Annotated in this window: 14 protein-coding genes; all 14 read left to right on the top strand. The window is 72.3% G+C overall.

Annotated elements, in window-relative coordinates; all coding sequences use genetic code 11:
- Window positions 1-38: 38 nt before the first annotated feature.
- The 14 genes from mrdA (at window position 39) to D581_RS0121000 (ending at window position 23,663) form a co-directional block, all read left to right on the top strand.
- On the top strand, window positions 39-2,261 hold the full coding sequence (mrdA, locus tag D581_RS0121065; RefSeq protein ID WP_018959184.1) for a penicillin-binding protein 2: 2,223 nt from the start codon (window positions 39-41) through the stop codon (window positions 2,259-2,261).
- Window positions 2,261-3,454 carry a rod shape-determining protein RodA gene (gene rodA, locus D581_RS0121060; protein ID WP_018959183.1) on the top strand — a complete coding sequence of 398 codons (1,194 nt, stop codon included), beginning with the start codon at window positions 2,261-2,263 and terminating at the stop codon, window positions 3,452-3,454. Before mrdA ends, rodA begins: the two co-directional genes overlap by 1 nt.
- A 30-nt stretch (window positions 3,455-3,484) precedes the next feature.
- Window positions 3,485-5,011: a CYTH and CHAD domain-containing protein gene (locus D581_RS0121055; protein WP_018959182.1), complete on the top strand. Its 1,527-nt coding sequence runs from the start codon at window positions 3,485-3,487 to the stop codon at window positions 5,009-5,011.
- Window positions 5,012-5,063: 52 nt separating this feature from the next.
- Window positions 5,064-6,992: a TIGR03960 family B12-binding radical SAM protein gene (locus D581_RS0121050; protein ID WP_018959181.1), complete on the top strand. Its 1,929-nt coding sequence runs from the start codon at window positions 5,064-5,066 to the stop codon at window positions 6,990-6,992.
- Between the two features lie 68 nt (window positions 6,993-7,060).
- Window positions 7,061-8,242 carry a hypothetical protein gene (locus tag D581_RS0121045; RefSeq protein ID WP_018959180.1) on the top strand — a complete coding sequence of 394 codons (1,182 nt, stop codon included), beginning with the start codon at window positions 7,061-7,063 and terminating at the stop codon, window positions 8,240-8,242.
- Window positions 8,243-8,364: 122 nt separating this feature from the next.
- Complete coding sequence (locus D581_RS0121040; protein WP_018959179.1) at window positions 8,365-9,186, top strand: TIGR03936 family radical SAM-associated protein; 822 nt, start codon at window positions 8,365-8,367, stop codon at window positions 9,184-9,186.
- 228 nt (window positions 9,187-9,414) lie between these two features.
- The gene (locus tag D581_RS0121035; protein ID WP_018959178.1) at window positions 9,415-13,743 is read left to right on the top strand and encodes a ribonuclease E/G; all 4,329 of its coding nucleotides are present in this window, start codon (window positions 9,415-9,417) and stop codon (window positions 13,741-13,743) included.
- A 335-nt stretch (window positions 13,744-14,078) separates the two neighbouring features.
- Window positions 14,079-15,197, top strand: a complete 1,119-nt coding sequence (locus D581_RS0121030) for a DegT/DnrJ/EryC1/StrS family aminotransferase (protein ID WP_018959177.1) — start codon at window positions 14,079-14,081, stop codon at window positions 15,195-15,197.
- On the top strand, window positions 15,194-16,219 hold the full coding sequence (locus tag D581_RS0121025; protein ID WP_018959176.1) for a Gfo/Idh/MocA family protein: 1,026 nt from the start codon (window positions 15,194-15,196) through the stop codon (window positions 16,217-16,219). Before D581_RS0121030 ends, D581_RS0121025 begins: the two co-directional genes overlap by 4 nt.
- On the top strand, window positions 16,216-17,829 hold the full coding sequence (locus tag D581_RS0121020) for a glycosyltransferase family 2 protein (protein ID WP_018959175.1): 1,614 nt from the start codon (window positions 16,216-16,218) through the stop codon (window positions 17,827-17,829). Before D581_RS0121025 ends, D581_RS0121020 begins: the two co-directional genes overlap by 4 nt.
- A gap of 4 nt (window positions 17,830-17,833) precedes the next feature.
- Window positions 17,834-19,120, top strand: a complete 1,287-nt coding sequence (locus D581_RS0121015; RefSeq protein ID WP_018959174.1) for a nucleotide sugar dehydrogenase — start codon at window positions 17,834-17,836, stop codon at window positions 19,118-19,120.
- 2 nt (window positions 19,121-19,122) lie between these two features.
- Window positions 19,123-20,103 carry a UDP-glucose 4-epimerase GalE gene (galE, locus tag D581_RS0121010; protein WP_018959173.1) on the top strand — a complete coding sequence of 327 codons (981 nt, stop codon included), beginning with the start codon at window positions 19,123-19,125 and terminating at the stop codon, window positions 20,101-20,103.
- Window positions 20,104-20,193: 90 nt separating this feature from the next.
- Window positions 20,194-21,555, top strand: coding sequence for a glycosyltransferase (locus D581_RS0121005; protein ID WP_018959172.1), 1,362 nt, complete (start codon window positions 20,194-20,196; stop codon window positions 21,553-21,555).
- Window positions 21,552-23,663: a glycosyltransferase gene (locus D581_RS0121000; protein WP_018959171.1), complete on the top strand. Its 2,112-nt coding sequence runs from the start codon at window positions 21,552-21,554 to the stop codon at window positions 23,661-23,663. The genes D581_RS0121005 and D581_RS0121000 overlap by 4 nt, the downstream gene beginning before the upstream one ends.
- Window positions 23,664-23,736 lie beyond the last annotated feature (73 nt).

Below are 23,736 nucleotides of genomic sequence, written 5' to 3'. Positions count from 1 at the left end.
CCCCGTACCCCCAGCAGGACCACCACCGGGGGCACCGCGTGAGCAACATTCCCGAGACCGGGCGGACCCAGCGGGTCCAGATCCGGCTCATCGTCATCCAGGTCCTCGTCTTCTCGCTGCTGCTCACCCTCGGCGGGCGCCTGTGGTACCTCCAGATCCGCAACGGCGACGAGTACACCGCCGAAGCCGCGGGCAACGGTGTGCAGCAGGTCGTCCAGCCCGCCGTGCGCGGCTCGATCCTCGACGCCCGCGGGGTGCCGCTCGCCGACAACGAGACCCGCCTCGTCGTCTCCGCGAGCCGCACCGAGCTGCTGAAGATGAAGGACGACGGCGTCGGGGTACTCACCCGCCTCGCCGACGTCCTGGACATGAAGGCGAGCGACGTCCGGGACAAGGTCCGCCTCTGCGACTCCAAGACCCCCCAGCCCTGCTGGAACGGATCGCCGTACCAGCCGATCCCGGTCACCGACGAGGCCACCACCCAGCAGGCCCTCCAGATCCGCGAGCGCGCCGAGGACTTCCCCGGCATCACCGCCGAACCCACCGCCGTACGCCGCTACGCCGCACCCGGCAAGGCGAAGACCGCACAGGTCCTCGGCTACCTCTCACCCGTCACCGACGAGGAGATCCAGAAGGCGCAGGACGGCCCCTCGCCCTACCTCCGCTCCGACCAGGTCGGCCGCTCCGGCCTGGAGCGCACGTACGACAAGGAGCTGCGCGGCAAGGCGGGCGTCACCCGCTACGAGGTCGACAACCTCGGCCGCGTCATGGGCGAGGCGGAGAACGACCCGGCGGTCTCCGGCTCCACCCTCGTCACCAGCCTCGACGCCCGCGTCCAGGCGGTCGCCGAGTACGAGCTGGCCCAGGCGATGAAGACCGCCCGCCAGGAGACCGACAAGATCACCGGCCGCAAGTACGAGGCCGACTCCGGCGCCGTCGTCGTCATGGAGTCGAAGACCGGCCGCGTCGTTTCGATGGCCTCCCAGCCCGACTACGACCCCAACGACTGGGTCGGCGGCATCTCCGGCAAGCAGTACGCCAAGCTCACGAGCAAGAAGTCCAACTACCCGCTGCTCAACCGGGGCATCCAGGGCCAGGCCCCCGCCGGCTCGATCTTCAAGGTGGTCTCCGCCAGCGCCGCCGTGCGCGCCGGCCACGCCTTCGACGACCTCTACCAGTGCAGCAGCTCCTACAGCCTGGGCAACCAGACCTTCGCCAACTTCGAGTCCCAGGGCCACGGCCCCATCACCCTCGGCGACGCGCTCAAGTACTCCTGCAACACCGTCTTCTACCGCCTCGGCCACGAGGAGTGGGCGCGTGACGGCGGCATAAAGCCGAAGAAGGACGCCAAGGACTGGTTCTACCGCACCGCCCGTGACTTCGGCCTCGGGTCCGAGACCGGCATCGACCTGCCCAACGAGGTCAAGGGCCGCATCCCGGACCGCCAGTGGAAGCAGGACTTCTGGGAGGCCAACAAGGACGCCTGGTGCAAGGAGGGCAAGAAGGGCGGCACCTACGTCCAGCAGATCGCGTACGAGAGCTGCCTCGAAGGCAACCAGCTCAAGGCCTACGACAGCATCAACTACTCGATCGGCCAGGGTGACGTGCTCGTCACGCCCATCCAGATGGCCACCGCCTACGCCGCCATCAGCAACGGCGGCACCCTCCACGAGCCCACCGTCGGCAAGGCCGTGATCAGCCCCGACGGCAAGACCGTCCAGGAGATCAAGCCCAAGGCCGGCGGCAAACTGCCGGTCAACGCCCAGACCATCAAGGACCTCGACAAGGGGCTGCGCTCGGTGGTCGAGCCCGGCGGCACCGCCGCCTGGCGGTTCGGCGGCTGGCCGCAGGACAAGATCCCGATGCGCGCCAAGACCGGTACCGCCCAGGTGTACGGCAAGCAGACCACCGGATGGTTCGCGACCTACACCGACGACTACACGATCGTCATGACGATCTCCCAGGGCGGCACCGGCTCCGGCTCCGCCGGGCCCGCCGTCCGCAACATCTACAACGCGCTCTACGGCCTCGACGCCGAGGGCAACCAGGACAAGAAGAAGGCCCTGCTGCCGAAGCCCCAGAAGGCGCTGCCGAAGATCCAGCCCGACGGCTCGATCTACGCCCCCAAGGTCAAGCCCTACGACCCCACTCCGGCCGAGCCCGGGGAGCAGCCGGGCGGACAGGAACCCCAGTTGCCCCTGCCGCCCGGAGGCCAGCCCGGACTCACCGGATCGCCGGCGTCGAACGGGAGGCAGCCCTGATGGCAGGTGGATTCTCCGTCTCCCGCTACGGCCCCGACCAGGGCTCCTGGGCCAAGCTGACCGCCCGCGACTCCCTCGTACGGCGGCTGGACTGGCCGCTGCTCGGGGCGGCGCTCGCGCTCTCGTTCCTCGGCGCGCTGCTCGTGTGGTCCGCGACCCGCAACCGCGACCACCTCACCCAGGGCGACCCGTACTTCTTCCTCCTGAGGCACGCCCTCAACACCGGCATCGGCCTCGCCCTGATGATCGGCACGATCTGGCTCGGCCACCGCACGCTGCGCGGGGCCGTCCCGGTCCTCTACGGCATCTCGGTGCTGCTGGTCCTGGCGGTCCTCACCCCGCTCGGCACCACCGTCAACGGCGCCCACGCGTGGATCAAGCTCCCCGCCGGCTTCTCGATCCAGCCCTCCGAGTTCACGAAGATCACCATCATCCTCGTGATGGCGATGCTGCTGGCGGCCCGTGTCGACGCGGGCGACCAGGTCCACCCCGACCACCGGACCGTCGCCAAGGCGCTGGGCCTCGCCGCCATCCCCATGGCCATCGTCATGCTGATGCCGGACCTCGGTTCGGTGATGGTCATGGCCGTCATCGTCCTCGGCATCCTGCTGGCCTCCGGCGCCTCCAACCGCTGGGTCTTCGGCCTCCTCGGCGCAGGTGTGGGCGGGGCCGTCGCCATCTGGCAGCTCGGTCTGCTCGACGACTACCAGATCGCCCGGTTCGCCGCCTTCGCCAACCCCGCGCTCGACCCGGCGGGCGTCGGCTACAACACCAACCAGGCCCGCATCGCGATCGGCTCCGGCGGACTCACCGGCACCGGCCTCTTCGAAGGCACCCAGACCACCGGCCAGTTCGTGCCCGAGCAGCAGACCGACTTCGTCTTCACCGTCGCCGGCGAGGAGCTGGGCTTCCTCGGCGCGGGGCTGATCATCGTGCTCCTGGGCGTCGTCCTGTGGCGCGCCTGCCGGATCGCCCGCGAGACCACCGAGCTGTACGGCACGGTCGTCGCCGCCGGGATCATCGCCTGGTTCGCCTTCCAGTCCTTCGAGAACATCGGCATGACGCTCGGCATCATGCCCGTCGCCGGGCTGCCGCTGCCCTTCGTCTCCTACGGCGGATCCTCCATGTTCGCCGTCTGGGTGGCGATCGGACTGTTGCAGTCCATCCGGGTGCAACGGCCCATGTCCGCCTGAACCCGGCACACGCCGGGTAGGTGTCCGTACATGGCGGAAACCAAGCGCGAGATCGAGCGGAAGTACGAAGCCACCGACGACACCCGGCTGCCCGACCTGACCCGGGCGGCCGGGGTCGACCGGACGGTCCACCGCGGCCTGACCGAGCTCGACGCCGTCTACTACGACACCGTCGACCTCCGCCTCGCCGCCGACTCCCTCACCCTGCGCCGCAGGACCGGCGGGGCGGACGAGGGCTGGCACGCGAAGTTCCCCGTCGCCGTCGGCGTTCGGGACGAGATCCACGAACCGCTCTCCGACGCGGTGCCGACCCCGCTGGCGGCCCTGCTCCGCTCCCGGGTCCGCCACTCCGAGATCGTCCCCGTCGTCCGGCTGCTCTCCTCCCGCGACGTCCACCACCTGCTGGCCGCCGACGGGACCCTCCTCGCCGAGGTCAGCGTCGACAAGGTGCTCGCGGAGCGCCTCGCGGGGGAGGGGAGCGGCGCCACGGTCGCCTGGACCGAGATCGAGGTGGAGCTGGCCGACGACGGCGATCCCGCGATCCTGGACGCCGTCGAGAAGCGGCTGCGGAAGGCGGGGGTGCACCCTGCCGAGTCCCCCTCGAAGCTCGCCCGGGCGCTGGCGGAGACGGCCCCCGTACGGGACGGGGAAGGGCGGGAGAAGGACGCGCCGCACACCGCGGGCGACCACGTCCTCGCCTACGTACGGAAGCAGATCTCCGCGATCGTCCGCCTCGACCCCGCCGTCCGCCGCGATCTGCCCGACTCCGTGCACAAGATGCGCGTCGCCACCCGCAGGCTGCGCAGCACCTTCAAGACCCACCGGGCCCTCCTCGACCGCGAGGTCACCGACCCCCTGGGCGCGGAGCTCAAGTGGCTCGCCGCCGAACTGGGCCTCGACCGCGACCAGGAGGTCCTGGACGAACGCCTCGGCACCCGCGTGGAGGCCCTGCCCGCCCCCCTGGCCCTCGGCCCGGTCCGCGGCCGCCTCCGCGCCTGGTCGGCCGCCCGCCGCACCGGATCGCGCCGCAGGATCATCGACGTACTGGACGGCAAGCGGTACCTGGACCTCCTGGACGCCCTCGACGCGCTGAGCGCCGACCCGCCCCTGCGCCCCGCCGCCGCCCGCGCGCCCCGCAAGGCCCTGCCCAAGGCGGTGCTCAAGGACTACAAGAAGCTCGCGCGCCGTATGGACCGCGCGCTGGAGCAACCGCCGGGCCCCGAGCGGGACACCGCGATGCACGAGGCCCGCAAGGCCGCCAAGCGCGCCCGGTACGCCGGCGAGGCGGCCCGCCCCGTGCTCGGCAAGCCCGCCAAGCGCTTCGCCAAGCGCGTGAAGGCCGTACAGAGCGTCCTCGGCGACCACCAGGACAGCGTCGTCGCCCGCGAGGCCCTGCGCACGCTCGCGATCCAGGCGCACGCGGCGGGGGAGACCGCGTTCACCTGGGGGCTCCTGTACGGCCAGGAGGAGGCCGCCGCCGAGGCCCGGGAGCGCGAACTGCCCGAGGTCTGGGCCAGCGCGTCGGCCCCCGGACTGCGCGCGGATCTGAGGAACTGAGGAGCGGGGTACGCTGAATGGTCACCCCTGCCGGCTCACGAAGGTTCGCGAGATGTCTGCCGCATCGGTCTTCCCACAGCTCGAAGCTCTGCTCCCGCATGTGCAGAAGCCCATCCAGTACGTCGGCGGTGAGCTGAACTCCACCGTCAAGGAGTGGGACAGCTGCGACGTCCGCTGGACCCTCATGTACCCCGACGCCTACGAGGTCGGACTCCCCAACCAGGGCGTCATGATCCTCTACGAGGTGCTCAACGAGCGCGAGGGCGTCCTCGCCGAGCGCACGTACAGCGTCTGGCCCGACCTCGAAGCGCTGATGCGCGAGCACGACGTGCCGCAGTTCACCGTGGACAGCCACCGCCCCGTCGGCGCGTTCGACGTCTTCGGGCTGAGCTTCTCCACCGAGCTGGGCTACACCAACATGCTCACCGCCCTGGACCTCGCGGGCATCCCGCTGGAGTCCAAGGACCGCACCGTCGACCACCCGATCGTCCTCGCGGGCGGCCACGCCGCGTTCAACCCCGAGCCGATCGCGGACTTCATCGACTGCGCGGTCGTCGGCGACGGCGAGCAGGCCGTCCTGGAGATCACCGAGATCATCCGCGCCTGGAAGGCCGAGGGCCGCCCCGGCGGCCGTGACGAGGTGCTCTTCCGGCTGTCGAAGACCGGCGGGGTCTACGTCCCGCGGTTCTACGACGTCGAGTACCTCCCCGACGGCCGCATCGGCCGCGTCGTGCCCAACCGGTCCGGCGTGCCGTGGCGGGTCTCCAAGCACACCGTGATGGACCTCGACGAGTGGCCCTACCCCAAGCAGCCGCTCGTCCCGCTCGCGGAGACCGTGCACGAGCGGATGTCCGTGGAGATCTTCCGCGGCTGCACCCGCGGCTGCCGTTTCTGCCAGGCCGGCATGATCACGCGCCCCGTGCGGGAGCGAAGCATCACCGGCATCGGCGAGATGGTCGAGAAGGGCCTCAAGGCGACCGGCTTCGAGGAGGTCGGCCTGCTCTCGCTCTCCTCCGCCGACCACAGCGAGATCGGCGACATCGCCAAGGGCCTCGCCGACCGCTACACCGAGGACAAGGTCGGCCTCTCGCTGCCCTCGACCCGCGTCGACGCGTTCAACGTCGACCTGGCCAACGAGCTGACCCGCAACGGCCGCCGCTCCGGCCTCACCTTCGCCCCCGAGGGCGGCTCCGAGCGCATGCGCAAGGTCATCAACAAGATGGTCTCGGAGGAGGACCTGATCCGGACGGTCGCCACCGCGTACGGCAACGGCTGGCGCCAGGTGAAGCTGTACTTCATGTGCGGCCTGCCCACCGAGACCGACGAGGACGTCCTCCAGATCGGCGACATGGCGGTCAACGTCATCGCCAAGGGCCGCGAGGTCTCCGGCCAGAACGACATCCGCGCCACGGTCTCCATCGGCGGCTTCGTACCCAAGCCGCACACCCCCTTCCAGTGGGCACCGCAGCTCAGCGCCGAGGACACCGACGCCCGGCTGAAGAAGCTCCGCGACAAGATCCGCGGCGACAAGAAGTACGGCCGCTCCATCGGCTTCCGCTACCACGACGGCAAGCCCGGCATCGTCGAGGGCCTCCTCTCGCGCGGCGACCGCCGCGTCGGCTCCGTCATCCGCGCGGTCTACGAGTCCGGCGGCCGCTTCGACGGCTGGCGCGAGCACTTCAGCTACGACCTCTGGATGAACTGTGCCGAGAAGACGCTGCCCGAGTTCGGGGTCGACGTCGACTGGTACACCACCCGCGAGCGCACCTACGAGGAGGTCCTGCCCTGGGACCACCTCGACTCCGGCCTGGACAAGGACTGGCTCTGGGAGGACTGGCAGGACGCGCTCGACGAGACCGAGGTGGAGGACTGCCGCTGGACCCCCTGCTTCGACTGCGGGGTCTGCCCGCAGCTCGACCTGGACATCCAGATCGGCCCGACCGGCAAGAAGCTCCTGCCGCTCAGCGTCGTCAACAAGTAGCGCGCCCCCGAACGAACCGCAGGCCCGGCCCGGCAACCCCGGACCGGGCCTGACGCGTCCTTGACGGCATGGACTACGGCAAGCACCAGGCCCCTCAGGGGGCTCCTCAGGGGCACGAGCCAGGCGAAGGCGTCCTGACCACGCTGATCAGGATCCCGGTGCGGATCGTGGTCGTCGTGCTCGTCCTGCCCGTCCGCATGGTCTGGGACGCGCTCACCGCCCTCTGGCACGCCGCCGACCGCGCCCTGCTGCGCCCGCTCGGCCGGGCCCTGGCGTGGCTCCTGGACACCCTCGTGCTGACCCCGCTGACCTGGCTGTACACCTGGGTCCTCACACCGCTCGGCAAGGCCGCCTCCTGGCTGGCCGTCGCGCTCCTCCTGTGGCCCTGGATCGGCCTATGGCGGTACGTGATCGTCCCCGTCGCCCGCTACGGGGTCGCCGCGCCGGCGGCATGGCTGTACCGGGCCGTCCTCACCCCGCTGGGCCACGGGCTGCGCTGGATCGGCACCGCCCTGCTGGCCCCGGCGGCACGCGGCCTCGGAACAGGCCTGGCCTGGCTGTTCGCCACCCTGCTCGTCCTGCCGGTCGCGGCCGTGTGGAGGTACGTTCTCGTCCCCGTGGTCCGCTACGGCCTGATCGTCCCGGTGGTGTGGCTGTACGAGGTCGTCCTCACCCCCATCGGCCTCGGCACCGCCTGGGTGCTGGGCCACGTGTGGCGGGGGATCGCGGCCATCGGACGCGGGCTCGGCATCGCCCTCGCCTGGCTGGTCATGACGCTGCTCGTCGCCCCCGTCTCCTGGACGTACCGTCACATCCTCGCCCCGGTCGGCCGGGAGATCGCCGCCGCGTTCGAGGTCGCCTGGCGGATCGCCGGGTACGTCTCCCGGGCCGTCGGCCGGGCCCTCGCCACGATCGCCTGGTACGTGATCGGCGCGCCCGTCTCCTGGGCGTACCGCACCCTGTGCACCCCCGTCGGCCACTTCCTGCGCGACTCCGTGTGGGCCCCGGCCCGCCGCGCCGCCGCCGAGGTGCGCCGGACCGCCCGCGCGGCCCTCACGTCCGCCCGGGAGACCGTGCGTCAGGCGCGCCGCGACGCCTGGCGGGCGCTGGTCGGCTCCACGGACGGCGCACGGTCCCGGGAACCGGTGGGGATCCCTGCGCGTACTCTGGGTAGTACAACGACTGTCCCCAGCGCGGCGCAGGCGTCCGAGACCCCTCTGCTCGGCGAGAGACTCGTCAAGCGGGGGTGAGCCGGAGCGGCGCCCGGGGGGCACCCGAATCTCGTGGGCGGCGCGCCACCGCGCCCGCCCCGCACCGAGGAGAAGAACCACTGGGCAAGCGACAGCCCGAAGGCCCGCCGCCCGCACCGGCAGTGCAGCGCATCCGCCTGCGCTACACCAAGCGCGGCCGCCTCCGGTTCACCAGCCACCGAGACTTCCAGCGCGCCTTCGAGCGGGCACTGCGCCGCTCCGAGGTGCCGATGGCGTACTCGGCGGGCTTCACCCCGCACCCCAAGGTCTCCTACGCCAATGCCGCACCCACCGGCACGGGCAGTGAGGCGGAGTTCCTGGAGATCGCCCTCACCGAGGCGCGGGACCCCGAGGTCCTGCGCGGACTGCTCGACGCGTCGATGCCGGACGGCCTCGACATCATCGACGCGGTGGAGGCCCGCACGTCGGGCCTGGCCGAGCGGCTCACCGCGTCCGTCTGGGAGATGCGCCTGGACGGCGTCGATCCCGAGGACGTCCGCACCGCCGTGGCCGCGTTCAACGACGCCGAGGCCGTGGAGGTCCAGCGCAAGGCGAAGAACGGCATCAGGACGTTCGACGCCCGTGCCGCCGTCGCCGACCTCCGGGTCGTCGACGCTCCGGCCGATAGGCCGGCCGAGCGGCCCTGTGCGATACTGCGCCTGGTTGTTCGGCACGTGACACCTGCCGTGCGACCCGACGACGTCCTGTCCGGTCTCCGAGCTGTGGCTGACGTGGCGGATGGGGTCTCCCCTGTTCGAGCGCAGCCGAGAGCTTGGGGAACGGTCCCCGCAGCGGTGACCCGGCTGGCGCAGGGGCTCTTCGACGAGGAGTCCGGCACGGTGACCGACCCTCTCGCGCCTGACCGCGAGGCCGCCCCGACCGCGCATCCCGCGGTCGCCGGGGCAGCCGTCGCGACGGCGCCGGAAGGTGCAGGTTCCGCGTAAGGCGGTCGTTGTAGCGCAGCCCTCCGACTCGGGAGCCACCTGGGTCGGGCCGCGCACTGACCCATAAGACTTTCGCCAGGCCGTAGGCACACCGCATACGGAACCGGCGAGCCAGACATCAGTTCCCGTGCGGCGCCCGCGCCCCGGACGGCGGTATCGCACCACTGCGGACCGTGCCGGACCGGAATCAGACGCGGCGCCCGGGAGCACGACGGGAGAACCGCCCGCATGCCTCAGCCGAACGAACCCGGCACGACCGGGAACAACGAAGAGAACACCCCCGGGGACAAGCTGCCGCCGCGCCGCAGGCGCCGCGCCGCTTCCCGCCCGGCGGGCCCGCCCGGCGCGACCGTGGCCCCCGCCGAGGACGTCACGCCGGCCATACCGGCCGACGCGTCCGCCGCCCCCGCCGCGGACGACACGCCCGGGGAAACGGTCGCCGAGACCGCCCCGCCCGCCCGTGCGCGCCGTCGCGCCGTGCGGAAGGCCACCGCGCCCGCCGGAGCCCCGGAGCCGGTGGAGAACACCGAGCCGGCCCCGGCCGCCGAGCCCGCCCCGGTCGCCGAGGCCCCCGCACCGGCCGCCGCCGAGGAGGAGCCCGCCGCACCCGCGCCGCGCGCCCGCCGCCGCGCTGTCCGCAAGGCGACCGCCCCGGCCGGTGCGCCGGAGGCCGCCGAGACCGTGGCCCCGGTCGTCGAGACCCCGGCAGAGCCCGCCGAGGAGGCCGAGCCCGAGGAAGAGGACGAGGCCGTCGTCGAGGTCGTCGAGGAGCCCCCGGCGCCCCGCCGCCGTCGCGCCTCCCGCAAGGCCACCGCCCCCGCGGGCGCCCCGGCAGCGGCCGAGGCCGCCGTCGTGGTCGAGCCGGCCGTCGCCGCCGAGCCCGCCGCCGTGGTCGAGCCCGCCGCCGCCGTCGTCGAGCCGGAGCCCGCCGAGGCCCCTCGCGGCCGTGCCCGCCGCCGTGCCTCGGCCCCCGCCGGTACGCCGGGCGCCGCCGCGCCCGTCGCTCGGACGGTGACCGAGCCGGCGCCCGTCGCCGCCGAGACCCTCGAGGCCGAGGCGGAGGCCGCCGAGGAGACGCCGGCCCCGCGCACCCGCCGCCGCGCGTCCCGCAAGGCGTCCGCGCCCGCCGGTACGCCGCAGCCGGCCGCCGAGCCCGTCGAGACCCCCGCGGAGCCCGTCGAGGCCGGCGAGAGCCTGCCCGCCGCCGTCGCCGAGGAGCTCGCCGCCGAGGTGGAGGAGGTCGAGGAGGCCGCACCGCGCGGACGCCAGCGCCGCCGGGCCACCGCCGCCGCCGGCCGCCCCGAGTTCACCACCAAGCCCGAGGAGCCGACGCGCAAGGGCCGGCGCGCGACGCGCCCCGCCGTCGCCGTCTTCCAGGCCCCGGTCTTCGCCGAGCCGATGTTCCAGACCCCCGAGACCGCGGCCGCCGCCGCTGCCGCGGCCGGTTCCCCCTCGGCGCCCGACGAGGCCGACGAGGTCGAGGAGCAGCAGACCGCCGAGGTCCAGCAGAGCGCCCCGCCCGCCGAGGCAGCGCCCCAGGGCGGCTCGCGCCGCCGTCGTCGCCGCCGTGGCGAGGCCGACGTGACCGAGCAGGCCGCCGAGCCCGCCGCTCCCGTGGAGGCGCCTGCCGAGCAGCCCGCGGACGAGGCCCCCGAGGCCGAGGCGGACGAGCACGAGGGCGAGGACACCGACGAGTACGGCGACCGCCCCTCGCGCCGTCGCCGTCGGGGCGGCCGTCGCCGCCGTCGTGGCGAGGCCAACGACACGGACGACGAGCAGCAGCACACTGACGACGCTCCCGCGCCGTCCCGCGCCGAGGAGACCCGCTCCGAGGACGAGCAGGACCGGGGCCGGGGCCAGGTCGCGGACGCCGCCGACGAGCAGGACGAGGACGACGACTCCTCGGCCTCCGGGTCGAGCAGCAGCCGCCGTCGCCGTCGTCGTCGCCGCCGCAGCGGTGACGCCGCGGCCGAGGCCGACCACGGCACCCCCGACGACCCGGAGCGTACGGTCGTCAAGGTCCGCGAGCCCCGCAAGAAGGAGGAGCGCGAGCCGGGCACCGGTTTCGACGAGGTCCAGTCCATCAAGGGCTCGACCCGTATGGAGGCCAAGAAGCAGCGCCGCCGCGAGGGCCGCGAGCAGGGCCGCCGCCGGGTCCCGATCATCACCGAGGCGGAGTTCCTCGCCCGCCGCGAGGCCGTCGAGCGGGTGATGGTCGTCCGCCAGAGCGGCGAGCGCACCCAGATCGGCGTCCTTGAGGACAACGTGCTCGTGGAGCACTACGTCAACAAGGAGCAGGCCACCAGCTACGTCGGCAACGTCTACCTGGGCAAGGTCCAGAACGTGCTGCCGTCCATGGAGGCCGCCTTCGTCGACATCGGCAAGGGCCGCAACGCCGTCCTGTACGCCGGTGAGGTCAACTTCGAGGCGCTCGGCATGGCCCACGGGCCGCGCCGCATCGAGACCGCGCTCAAGTCCGGCCAGTCGGTCCTGGTCCAGGTGACCAAGGACCCGATCGGCCACAAGGGCGCGCGTCTGACCAGCCAGGTCTCGCTGCCCGGCCGCTACCTCGTCTACGTGCCCGAGGGCTCGATGACCGGGATCAGCCGCAAGCTGCCCGACACCGAGCGCTCCCGCCTCAAGACCATCCTCAAGAAGATCGTCCCCGAGGACGCGGGCGTCATCGTGCGCACCGCCGCCGAGGGCGCGAGCGAGGACGAGCTGCGCCGTGACGTCGAGCGGCTCCAGGGGCAGTGGGAGGAAATCCAGCGGAAGGCGAAGGGCACCAGCGGCTCCAACGCGCCGACGCTGCTCTACGGCGAGCCGGACATGACCGTCCGGGTCGTCCGCGACATCTTCAACGAGGACTTCTCCAAGGTCATCGTCAGCGGCGACGAGGCGTGGGAGACCATCCACGGTTACGTCTCGCACGTCGCGCCCGACCTCACCGAGCGGCTCTCCCGCTGGACCTCCGAGGTCGACGTCTTCGCGACGTACCGCATCGACGAGCAGCTGATGAAGGCGCTGGACCGCAAGGTCTACCTGCCCAGCGGCGGCTCGCTGGTGATCGACAAGACCGAGGCGATGATCGTCGTCGACGTCAACACCGGCAAGTTCACCGGCCAGGGCGGCAACCTGGAGGAGACCGTCACCAGGAACAACCTGGAGGCGGCCGAGGAGATCGTGCGTCAGCTGCGGCTGCGCGACCTCGGCGGCATCGTCGTCGTCGACTTCATCGACATGGTGCTGGAGTCCAACCGGGACCTGGTGCTGCGGCGGCTCCTGGAGTGCCTGGGCCGCGACCGCACCAAGCACCAGGTCGCCGAGGTCACCTCGCTGGGCCTGGTCCAGATGACCCGCAAGCGGGTGGGCCAGGGTCTGCTGGAGTCCTTCTCCGAGACCTGCGTCCACTGCAACGGGCGCGGCGTCATCGTCCACATGGAGCAGCCGACGTCCGTCGGCGGCGGTGGTGGCGGCAAGAAGTCCAAGAAGCGCGGTCGCGGCGGTGCGGGTCAGGACCACGAGCACGGCCTGGACCACGAGCACGGTCACGACGAGCACGCGGCCGAGTCCGAGTCCGAGTCCGAGCTGGCCGCGGAGGTCGCCGCCCCGGTGTCCCTGGCGGACCTGGAACCGGCAGCCGACGAGGAGTTCTACAGCAGCCCCGCCGAGGCCGAGGCCGCCGCCACGCGCGGCCGTGGCCGCCGTCGGGCCTCCCGCAAGGCGTCGGCCCCGGCCGGCGCCCCGAGGGCCGAGGCGCCCGCCCCGGTCGTCGAGGCTCCCGTCGTCGAGGCCCGGCCCGAGCCGGTTCTCGACACGCCCGCCGAGACCCCGGCCGCCGAGGCCGCCGCTGTGGAGGCCCCGGAGACCGCCGAGGTCCCCGAGGCTCCGGTCGAGGCCGCGCCCCAGGGGCGCCCGCGCCGTCGGGCCACCCGTAAGGCGACCGCCCCGGCGGGTTCGCCGAAGCAGGCCGAGGCCGCGGAGCCGGTCCGGCCGGCCGAGCCCACCACGGACCCGGTCGCGGTCGAGGACCCGGTCGTCGAGGCGCCCGCCGTCGAGACGCCGGCCCCCGAGGCTACGGAGGCTCCGGAGGAGAAGGCCCCCGAGGCCGAGACCCCCGTGGCCGCCCCGCCGCGCGCCCGGCGCCGGGTGACCCGCAAGGTCACCGCACCGGCGGGCTCGCCCACCGGGTCGGACGACGCGGAGGTCGTCGTGGTCGCTCCGGCGCCCGAGGCGAAGGCCCCGGAATCCGAGGACCGGGGCGCCACTCAGGGAGCCGCGGAATCCGGAACGGCGGAATCCGAATCCGAGTCCGCGGAACCGGCCCCGGAGAAGAAGACGGCCCGCAAGGCCGCGGCCAAGAAGGCGCCTGCGAAGAAGGCCCCGGCGAAGAAGGCCGCCGCCAAGAAGACCGTCGCGAAGAAGACCGCCGCCAAGAAGACGACGGCCAAGACGGCCGCGAAGAAGACGACGAAGAAGACCGTCGCCGCTGAGCAGTCGTCGCCGTCCGTAACGGCTTCCACGCCTTCCGTGGAGGGCGAGTCGTCGGCCGGCTGATGAATCCGTAACCGGTTGTTCATCTAAAGGTGTCCCGCTCCGAGCACATCGGGGCGGGACACCTGCTTTGTTTCAGAACTGATGCAGGAGCCGGTTAACGGGCCCGAAATGGGCTGAGAAATCCCTGATAATGTGACGGCGGTTGCCACGCGTGTGAGCGTTCTTCACGGAAACTACGGTTGGTGACAAGGCCCGGCGAACCTACCGACCGGGCCGGATTCCTCGGCAGGGCGTCGGCATCGCGCCGGTGGGGTTACGCGCGACCTCGGTAAGACGTCCCGCACCTCGGAGCTCTGCCTGGTAACGAGCTCTTGCGGTGTTCAAGGAGGACGTTCATGACGAGCATCAACGAGCAGCCGATTCCTGCTGCCCGCCCGGTCATCGGGGAAGACGAGATCGAGGCCGCGGTACGCGTGCTGCGCAGCGGTCGCGTCGTGCAGGGCCCGGAGGTCGCGGCCTTCGAGGAGGGCTTCTCCCGCCTGGTCGACGACCGGCACTGCGTCGCCGTCAACTCGGGGACCTCGGCCCTCCACCTGCTGCTGCTGGCCCTGGGCATCGGCCCCGGCGACGAGGTGATCGTCCCCTCCTTCTCCTTCGCCGCCTCCGCGAACGCGGTCCGCCTCGTCGGCGCCGACGTGGTGTTCGCCGACATCGAGCCGGGCAGCTTCGGCCTCGACCCGGCGGCGGTCGAAGCGGCGATCACGCCGCGCACCGCCGCGATCATGCCGGTGCACCTCTACGGCCACCCCGCCGCGATGGACCAGCTCATGCCCATCGCCGACAAGCACAAGCTCGCCGTCGTCGAGGACGCCTGCCAGGCCCACGCAGCGGCGCTGAACGGCACCCCCGTCGGCGCGTTCGGCGCGGGCGGCACCTTCAGCTTCTACCCGACCAAGAACATGCACTCCCTCGAGGGCGGCATGGTCACCACGGCCGACGCCGAACTGGCCCGTACCCTGCGCCTCTTGCGCAACCAGGGCATGGAGCAGCGGTACGCCAACGAGATCGTCGGCGCCAACATGCGGATGACCGACGTGTCCGCCGCCGTCGGCCGCGTACAGCTCGGCAAGGTGGAGGCATGGACCGAGCAGCGCCGCGCCAACGCCGCGTACCTCGACGCCCACATCACCGCGCCGGCCGTCACCACGCCGCCGGTGGCCGAGGGAGCACGGCACGTCTACCACCAGTACACCGTGCGGATCAGCGGTGACCGGGACGCCGCGATGGCGAAGCTCACCGAGGCGGGCATCGGCAACGCGGTCTACTACCCGACGCCGATCCACCGGCTCAAGCCCTACTGGGAGCCGGACCAGAAGGCCGGCCGCACCTGGGACCTGCCCGAGACCGAGCGGGCCGCCGCCGAGGTCGTCTCGCTGCCCGTCCACCCCTCGCTCACCGAGGGCGACCTGGAGCGGATCGCCGCCGCGGTGAACTCCCTGGGGGAGAACCTGTGAGCACCGTACTGAAGGCCGGACTCATCGGCCTCGGATCCATGGGCCGCCACCACGCCCGCGTCCTCGCGAGCCTGGAGGGCGTCGACCTGGTCGGCGTCGTCGACCCGATGGGCGACAAGAACGGCTGGGCCCAGGGCGCCCCCGTCCTCGCCACCGTCGAGGAGCTCATCGCCCTCGGCATCGACTACGCCGTCGTGGCCTGCCCGACCGCGCTGCACGAGGAGGTGGGCCTCCAGCTCGCCGACGCCGGAGTCAGCGCCCTGATCGAGAAGCCGCTCGCCGACACCGTCGAGGGCGCGCGCCGCCTCGTCGACGCGTTCGAGTCGCGCGGCCTGGTGGCCGGCGTCGGCCACATCGAGCGGTGCAACCCGGCGCTCCTCTCGCTCCGCGCCCGCCTGGAGGCCGGCGAGCTGGGCGACGTCTACCAGGTGGTCACGCGCCGCCAGGGACCGTTCCCGCACCGGATCGCCGACGTCGGCGTGGTCAAGGACCTGGCCACCCACGACATCGACCTGACGGGCTGGGTCACCGGCCGGACGTACGCCTCGATCGCCGCCCACACCGTCTCCAAGTCCGGCCGCCCGCACGAGGACATGGTCTCCGCCGTGGGCCAGCTGTCCGACGGCACGATGGTCAACCACCTGGTCAACTGGCTGAGCCCGCTCAAGGAACGCTTCACCTCGGTCACCGGCGAGCGCGGCTGCTTCATCGCCGACACCCTCACCGCCGACCTCACCTTCCACTCCAACGCCGCGGTCACCACCGAGTGGGAGGCGCTGCGCGCCTTCCGCGGGGTCTCCGAGGGCGACATGATCCGCTACGCCATCCCCAAGCGAGAGCCGCTGCTCGTCGAGCACGAGCTGTTCCGCGACGCCGTACAGGGCAAGCCGGCCGACATCTGCACCCTGCGCCAGGGGCTCCGTACGGTCGAGGTGGCCGCCTCCGTGCTGGAATCCGCCACCACCGGCACCACAGTGCTGATCCCGGCGGACCAGGATCAGGAGCAGGAGCCCAGGAGGTGACCGCACCCGATGTCACGGTGGTCGTGGCCGTCTACAACACGATGCCCTACCTCACCGAGTGCCTCGACTCGCTGGTGGGTCAGAGCATCGGTCACGAGCGGCTCCAGGTCGTGGCGGTCGACGACGGTTCGACCGACGACAGCGGCAAGGAACTCGACCGCTACGCCCAGCGGTACCCGGACGTCTTCACCGTCGTCCACCAGCCCAACTCGGGCGGCCCGGCCGCTCCGAGCAACCGCGCCCTCGACCTGGCGACCGGTCGCTTCGTGTACTTCATCGGCTCGGACGACCACCTCGGCGAAGAGGCGCTGGAGCGGATGGTCGCCTGCGCCGACGCCAACGAGTCCGACGTGGTCGTCGGCAAGATGGTCGGCACGAACGGGCGTTACGTCCACCAGAAGCTGTACACGGGCAACCGCGACGTCACCCTCGACGACTCCGAGCTGCCCTACACCCTGGCCAACACCAAGCTCTTCCGCCGGGAACTGGTCGAGCGGCACGGGCTCCGCTTCCCCGAGGACATGCCGGTCGGCAGCGACCAGCCGTTCACCATCGAGGCGTGCGTCCGGGCCCGGAAGATCTCCGTGATCTCCGACTACACCTGCTACTACGCGGTCAAGCGCGGTGACGCGAGCAACATCACCTACCGGGCGAACCACCTGGCACGGCTCCGCTGCGTCCAGCGGATCATGGAGCACACAGCCGCCCTGATCCCCGCCGGCCCGCGGCGTGACGCCGTGTTCAAGCGGCATTTCGACTGGGAGCTGACCAAGCTCCTGCAGAAGGACTTCCCCACGCTCGACGCCGACACCCGTCGCCAGGTGTGCGAAGGCGTCGGCTCCCTGGTGGACGCCCACTTCACCGACGGCCTGCGCGACGGCACCGGGGTCAAGCGCCGGGTGCGCTTCGGCCTCGCCCGGAGCGGTGCCGTCGACGAGCTCACCCGCGCCATCGCGGAGGAGACCGAGCACGGGGCGCCGCCCTTCCTGCTGGAGGGCGACCGGGCCTTCGCCTCCTACCCCGGATTCCGCGACGCGGCCGTCGGCCTCGACGAGCGGTACTACGAGGTGCTCGGCGAGTCGGTGGCCGGCCGCCTCTCCGCCGGCACACGCCTGGAGTCGGCCGACTGGGAGCAGGAGGGCACGGACCTGGCCTGCGTCCTGCGGCTGCGCGCCGGCATCACCGGCGACACCTCCTCGGCCGTCGTCGCCCTCGCCCAGGGCGCCATGCCCCAGAGCGCGGACAAGTCCGGCGCGCGCAAGCTGCCCGCGGACGCCCCGCGCCCGGAGCGTGCCGGCACGCTCACCGCCGAAGCGGCGAAGGACGGCGGCACCCTGCTGACCGCCCGTATCCCGCTGGCGCTCACCCGCACCAAGAGGGGCGCCCGCCTCTACGTGAACCTGGCGGGCACCCCGTACGAGATCCCGGTCCGCACCGAAGGGCAGCCGATGCCGCTGGCCCGCCGCTGGGGGAGCACCGACCCCCACCGGGTGGCGGCGAACACCAACACCAAGGGCCGGCTCGTGATCACGACGGCCCCCCTGCGGGAACCGAAGCCAGGCGTGGGCGCACGGCTGCGCCGCACGCTGTCCAGGTCGAAGAGGAAGTAACCCGATGAATATCTGTGTAGTCGCGCTCGGCAAGATCGGACTTCCGCTCGCCGTGCAGTTCGCCGCCAAGGGCCACAAGGTCATCGGCGCGGACGTCAACGAGAAGGTCGTCGAACTCGTCAACGCGGCCACCGAGCCGTTCCCCGGTGAGCACGACCTCGACCGCCTGCTCAAGGAGACCGTCGGCGCCGGCCTGCTCTCCGCCACGACGGACACCACGGCGGCGGTCGCCGCCTCCGACGCCGTCGTGGTCGTCGTCCCGCTCTTCGTGGACGCCGAGGGCACCCCCGACTTCGGCTGGATGGACTCCGCCACCAAGGCCATCGCCGCCGGCCTGAAGCCCGGCACCCTGGTCAGCTACGAGACCACGCTGCCGGTCGGCACCACCCGTACCCGCTGGGCGCCGATGCTGGCCGAGGGCTCGGGCCTGACCCCCGGTGAGGACTTCCACCTGGTCTTCTCCCCGGAGCGGGTGCTCACCGGCCGGGTCTTCGCCGACCTGCGCCGCTACCCCAAGCTCGTCGGCGGCATCGACGAGGCGTCCGCCGAGCGCGGCGTCGCCTTCTACGAGGCCGTCCTCGACTTCGACGAGCGCGAGGACCTGCCCCGCCCCAACGGCGTCTGGGACCTCGGCACGGCGGAGGCCTCCGAGCTGGCGAAGCTCGCCGAGACCACCTACCGCGACGTCAACATCGGCCTGGCCAACCAGTTCGCCCGGTTCGCCGGCCAGAACGGCATCGACGTCAAGAAGGTCATCGAGGCCTGCAACAGCCAGCCCTACAGCCACATCCACCAGCCCGGCATCGCCGTCGGCGGCCACTGCATCCCGATTTACCCGCGGATGTACCTGTGGAACGACCCGGAGGCGACCGTCGTGCGCTCGGCCCGCGAGGCCAACGCCGCGATGCCCGCGTACGCCGTCGACCTGCTGGCCGCCGCCTACGGCGACCTGGACGGCGTCGGGGTCCTGGTGCTCGGCGCGGCCTACCGCGGCGGCGTCAAGGAGACCGCCTTCTCCGGCGTCTTCGGTGTCGTCGAGGCCCTCAAGGCGCGGGGCGCGGTGCCGTTCGTCTCGGACCCGATGTACACCCCCGAGGAGCTGACCGCCCTCGGCCTCGTCCCGCACGACGCCCACCAGGCCGTCACCGCCGCGATCCTCCAGGCGGACCACGCCGAGTACCGCGAGCTGTCCGCCGCCGACCTTCCGGACGTCCGCGTCCTGGTCGACGGCCGCCGCACCACGGACCCGGCGAACTGGGCCGGCGTGCGCCGCGTCGTCATCGGCGGCTGACGATGACCTGGCTGATCACCGGCGGGGCCGGCTACATCGGATCCCACGTCGTCGCGCAGATGGCGGGCGAGGAGCGCCTCGTCGTCCTCGACGACCTCAGCACCGGGCGCGCGGACCGTCTCCCCGAAGGCGTCCCGCTCGTCGTGGGCTCGGTCCTGGACCGGGAGCTGCTCGACCGGGTGCTGGCCGACCACGCGGTGACCGGCATCGTGCACATCGCGGGCAAGAAGCAGGTGGCGGAGTCCGTCGAACGACCGTTGTACTACTACCGCGAGAACGTCGACGGCCTGCGCACCCTGCTGGAGGCGGCGGCCTCGGCCGGTGTCCGCCGCTTCCTGTTCTCCTCGTCGGCGGCGGTCTACGGCATGCCCGACGTCGACCTGGTCACCGAGGACACCCCGTGTCGGCCGCTCAGCCCGTACGGCGAGACCAAACTGGCGGGCGAGTGGCTGGTGGCCGCGGCCGGCCGGGCGCACTCGATGGCCACGGCCTCCCTGCGCTACTTCAACGTGGCCGGGGCCGCTTCGGCGGAACTGGCCGACGAGGGCGTCTTCAACCTGGTCCCGATGGTCTTCGAACGCCTGGAGGCCGACGAGGCCCCCAGGATCTTCGGCGACGACTACCCGACTCCGGACGGCACCTGCGTCCGTGACTACGTCCATGTGGAGGACATCGCCTCCGCACACGTCGCCGCGGCCCGCCGACTGGCCGGCGACCCGTCCGCCGCACTGGTCCTGAACATCGGTCGGGGCGAGGGGGCCTCCGTCGCCGAGATGGTCGGCATCATCCTCGACGTCACCGGCCGCACCGGCCCGCCCCCGGTCACCGGGGCCCGCCGCCCCGGAGACCCGGCCCGGGTGGTCGCCTCCGTGGACCGCATCGCCGGGGAGCTGGACTGGTCGGCCCGGCACGGCATACGCACCATGGTCGAGTCGGCCTGGGCGGGGTGGCGCCTGCGGCACGAGCCACGGGCTTCGGAATGAGGCACCGCGCCCCGGGCCGGCCCGGACACCGGGCGTCACGAAGAACGACCACCGAAACCCAGCAGAACAGGAATGACTGAAGTGCCAGGCATGGACGAGCGCAGCGGACCGCGTCCGCATCTGCTGTACTTCGCGATCGGGTTCCCCCCCGCCGCGAAGAGTTCCGCCTTCCGGATGCGGGAGACCGCGAACCAGTTCGCCGCCGCGGGCTGGGACGTCACCGTCGTCACGATCGCGGAGGAGTCCTGGCTCCGCGACTCCGGCGTGGACCACACGCTCTCGGAGTCCGTCGACGAGCGGATCAGGATCGTGGAGCTGCCACTGTCCCGGGCCGACCTGGAGACGGACATCCGGCTGTACTCCGAGGAACGGGCGCTGGACCCCGTCAAGTGGCTGACCGGCTTCCGCAACGAAACGCTCAAGAGCTTCCCCGAGCCGGTGTTCGGTGGCTGGCGGGGCGCCCTGGAGACGGCCGCGCTGGAGCTCTACCGGGAGCGGCCCGCCGACCTCGTCCTCGCCAGCTGTGTCCCGTACGTCCAGCTCGCCGCCGTCCGCAGGCTCTGGGAGGAGCACAAGGCCCCGTACGCGGTCGACTTCCGCGACGGCTGGTCCCTGGACGTCATCGACGGCGTGGAGGCCTTCCCGAAGGACTCCGAGTCCGGCCGCTGGGAGTCGGACCTGCTGGAGCACGCCCTGTCGCTCTGGGTGGTCAACGACCAGATCGCCGACTTCTACCGCGCCCGCTACCCGGAGCACGCGGACCGCATCCACGTGGTGCGCAACGGCTACGACCGGGACAGCGTGCCGGAGGTCGAGCTCCGGCCCTCCGCCGGGCGGAACCTCGTCTTCGGCCACCTCGGCACGGTCAGTTTCTCCGTCCAGCTGCTGGAGTCGGTCCTCGCCGCCTGGCGCACCGCCCGGGAGCGGGAGCCGCTGCTCGCCGACGCCCGGTTCGAGGTGCGCGGGCACATCGGCGCGGGCTCCAACCGCGAGGCCAACCGGCACGTCGAGGTCCTGCGCGCGGCGGCCGACGACGGCGTCGTGGTGGGCGGTGCGGTTCCGAAGGCCGAGGTCGCCGACGTGTACGGCGCCTGGGACGCCCTCGTGCTCGTCATCATCGGCGGGCCGTTCATGACCTCCGGCAAGGTCTACGAGTACATGGCCACCGGACTGCCGATCGTCTCCATGCACGCCGCCGACCACGACGCCTCGCGTCTGCTGGACGGCCGCCCGCTCTGGACCGGCCCCCGGGGGCTGGACGAGGAGCGGCTCGCGGACGCGTTCTGCGAGGCGGCACGGATGGTCGTGGAGGCCACCCCCGCGCAACGCGCGGCCGCCCGTGACCACGGCACCGGCTACGCCCGTGATTCCCTGATGGCGAGCGCCGTGGAGGGCCTGACCGCTCTGGTGCTCGGCCAGAAGCCCGCACTTTCCGGAGGTTCCGGGTCATGACCGATGTACTGATGATCGCGGGTTCGACCCCGAAGGCGACCGTGGTGGCCGCGGCGGTGGACAAGTTCCGGCAGCTCGGGGCCCGCGTCCACCTCGTCGGCAACTTCAAGGCAGCCGACATCGACGCCGACCTGGGCTGGGCCACCGTGCGCAAGGTGCCCGCCGGAGGCCCGGCGAGCAAGCACCTGCAGCGCAAGACGGACGCGATGCGCTTCCCGGAGCGGCTCTGGTTCCACCTGGAGCGCGACCGGACGGCCCAGGCGGCCGTCCGCTCCGCCGACCTCGTCGTGGCTCTCGACCACCGTGCTGTGTACAGCGCGTGGCGCATCGCGCAGTTCAGGCGACAGCCCGAGGTGTGCTTCGGGCTCGCCGCGGGGCTGCGTGCCCTGGAGAAGCGGCTGGAGACGGGCGCCGCACAGCCCGAGCACGTCCCCGGCGCCCTCACGGTGGCCACGGACGGGCTGCGCCGCCGCGTGCGGACCCTGCCGGCCGCCCTGCTGCGCAACGCCACCGGGCCGCTCGCCCTGCGGAGCCGCGTCGGAGCCCGCGCCTGGCGCGCCGCGGTCTCGGCACCGGGTGTGCCGGACTCGCTGCGGATGACGGCCACCGAGCAGGTCATCGAGGGAATGTGGCTGGCCGGACGACAGTCCGGGGCGCTCGTCACCGCCCGTGCGGCCGCCGAGAAGCTCGCCGATCCGGCCATAAAGGCCCAGCTGCTGGACAACGTGGCGTCGAGGATCATCAGGAACGGCCGGACGCCTGCCAACCTCACCGACGCGGTCACGGCCTATCTGGACCTGGCCGACCTGCGCCACGCGGCCGGTGACCTGACCGCCGCCGCCGACGCCCTGCTGCACGCCACGAAGCTGGCCTTCCACCGCGTCGTCCACATCGACCAGGTCCACAGCCCCCTGGCCGCGGATCCGGCCAAGTTCATCGCCCCGTTCCGGAAGTCCACGGCCGCCTCCGCCCTGGTCCGGCCGAAGGGCCGGCTGACCCCGGCCGCGGCCCCGCCCCGGGACCGGCCGCTGCGGCTTCTCGTCGCGACGACCTCCAACGCGAACTTCCTGCACCTGATCCGCTCGTACTACGAGGCCAACCCCGACGTCGAGCTGCGCTTCCTCGACATGGCGGAGCACCCGGGCATGAAGCGGCTCAACGGCGCCGCGCAGCGTCACATGGAGCACCGTCTGGGCGGGGAGCCGCTCTTCGCCCACGGCGTCGAGCAGCAGCTGCGGCCGTATCTGGACTGGGCCGACACCGTGTTCGTGGACTGGTGTGTGGCTCCGGCCGCCCTGTTCACCGTGGTCGACCCCGGAGACACCCGGATCGTCGTCCGGCTCCACAGCTACGAGACGTTCACCCGCTGGCCGCACATGATGGACTTCTCGCGCGTCGACGACGTGGTGTTCGTCGCCGATCACATCCGTGATCTGGCGGTGGCGTCGATCCCCGGACTGGGCGGCGAGCACGCCCCCCGTACGCACGTGATCGACAACGGCATGGACCTCGCCAACTTCCGGCGTACGAAGGACCCGGCCACCCGCTTCAACCTCGGGCTCGTCGGCATCGGCCAGGTGGCGAAGGACCCGCTGTGGGCCCTGAAGGTCCTCAAGCAGCTCCGGGAACGGGACGAGCGGTACCGCCTGTTCCTGATCGGCGGGGACATGGGCCGCCCGAGCAACGCGGCCAAGGCGTACGCGCGCAAGCTGGAGAAGGCGCTCAAGCCGCTCGTGGCCTCGGGCGCCGTCGTACGGGTCGGCTCCACCGACGACGTGCCCGGGGCGCTGGAGGACGTCGGCGTCATCCTCAGTACGTCGGTACGCGAGGGCTGCCACGTGGGCCTCATGGAGGGTGCGGCCAGCGGCGCGGTTCCGGTGGTCCGCGACTGGCCGTTCTTCGCGGGCCGTGAGAACGGTGCGGGCACCCTCTACCCGGCCGAATGGATCGTGGGGACGCCCGAGGCCGCGGTCGAGCGGGTGCTGTCGCTCACGGCGTCCGACGAGAGCTGGCGCAACGCCGGGAAACTGGCCACCGAGCACGCGCTGACCACGTGGGACTGGCCGGTCGTCCGGCTCGACTTCGACCGGTTGCTGTTCGACCGCTGAGCCGGAACGTACGAGGGCCGGGAATCGTGGAGAAACGATTCCCGGCCCTCGCCGCCAAGGCGTCGGCGGCGCG

Source organism: Streptomyces sp. CNB091, from assembly GCF_000377965.1.
The sequence above is the reverse complement of the archived record's forward strand: the minus strand, read 5'-3'. Positions and strand labels throughout refer to the sequence as shown.

Bases quoted from the DNA above. Each gene is read 5' to 3' on its own strand.
- D581_RS0121005 (WP_018959172.1), top strand. From the start codon at position 20,194: ATGGACGAGCGCAGCGGACCGCGTCCGCATCTGCTGTACTTCGCGATC.
- rodA (WP_018959183.1), top strand. From the start codon at position 2,261: ATGGCAGGTGGATTCTCCGTCTCCCGCTACGGCCCCGACCAGGGCTCC.
- D581_RS0121045 (WP_018959180.1), top strand. From the start codon at position 7,061: ATGGACTACGGCAAGCACCAGGCCCCTCAGGGGGCTCCTCAGGGGCAC.
- D581_RS0121050 (WP_018959181.1), top strand. From the start codon at position 5,064: ATGTCTGCCGCATCGGTCTTCCCACAGCTCGAAGCTCTGCTCCCGCAT.
- D581_RS0121015 (WP_018959174.1), top strand. From the start codon at position 17,834: ATGAATATCTGTGTAGTCGCGCTCGGCAAGATCGGACTTCCGCTCGCC.
- D581_RS0121030 (WP_018959177.1), top strand. From the start codon at position 14,079: ATGACGAGCATCAACGAGCAGCCGATTCCTGCTGCCCGCCCGGTCATC.
- D581_RS0121000 (WP_018959171.1), top strand. From the start codon at position 21,552: ATGACCGATGTACTGATGATCGCGGGTTCGACCCCGAAGGCGACCGTG.
- D581_RS0121035 (WP_018959178.1), top strand. From the start codon at position 9,415: ATGCCTCAGCCGAACGAACCCGGCACGACCGGGAACAACGAAGAGAAC.
- D581_RS0121055 (WP_018959182.1), top strand. From the start codon at position 3,485: ATGGCGGAAACCAAGCGCGAGATCGAGCGGAAGTACGAAGCCACCGAC.
- galE (WP_018959173.1), top strand. From the start codon at position 19,123: ATGACCTGGCTGATCACCGGCGGGGCCGGCTACATCGGATCCCACGTC.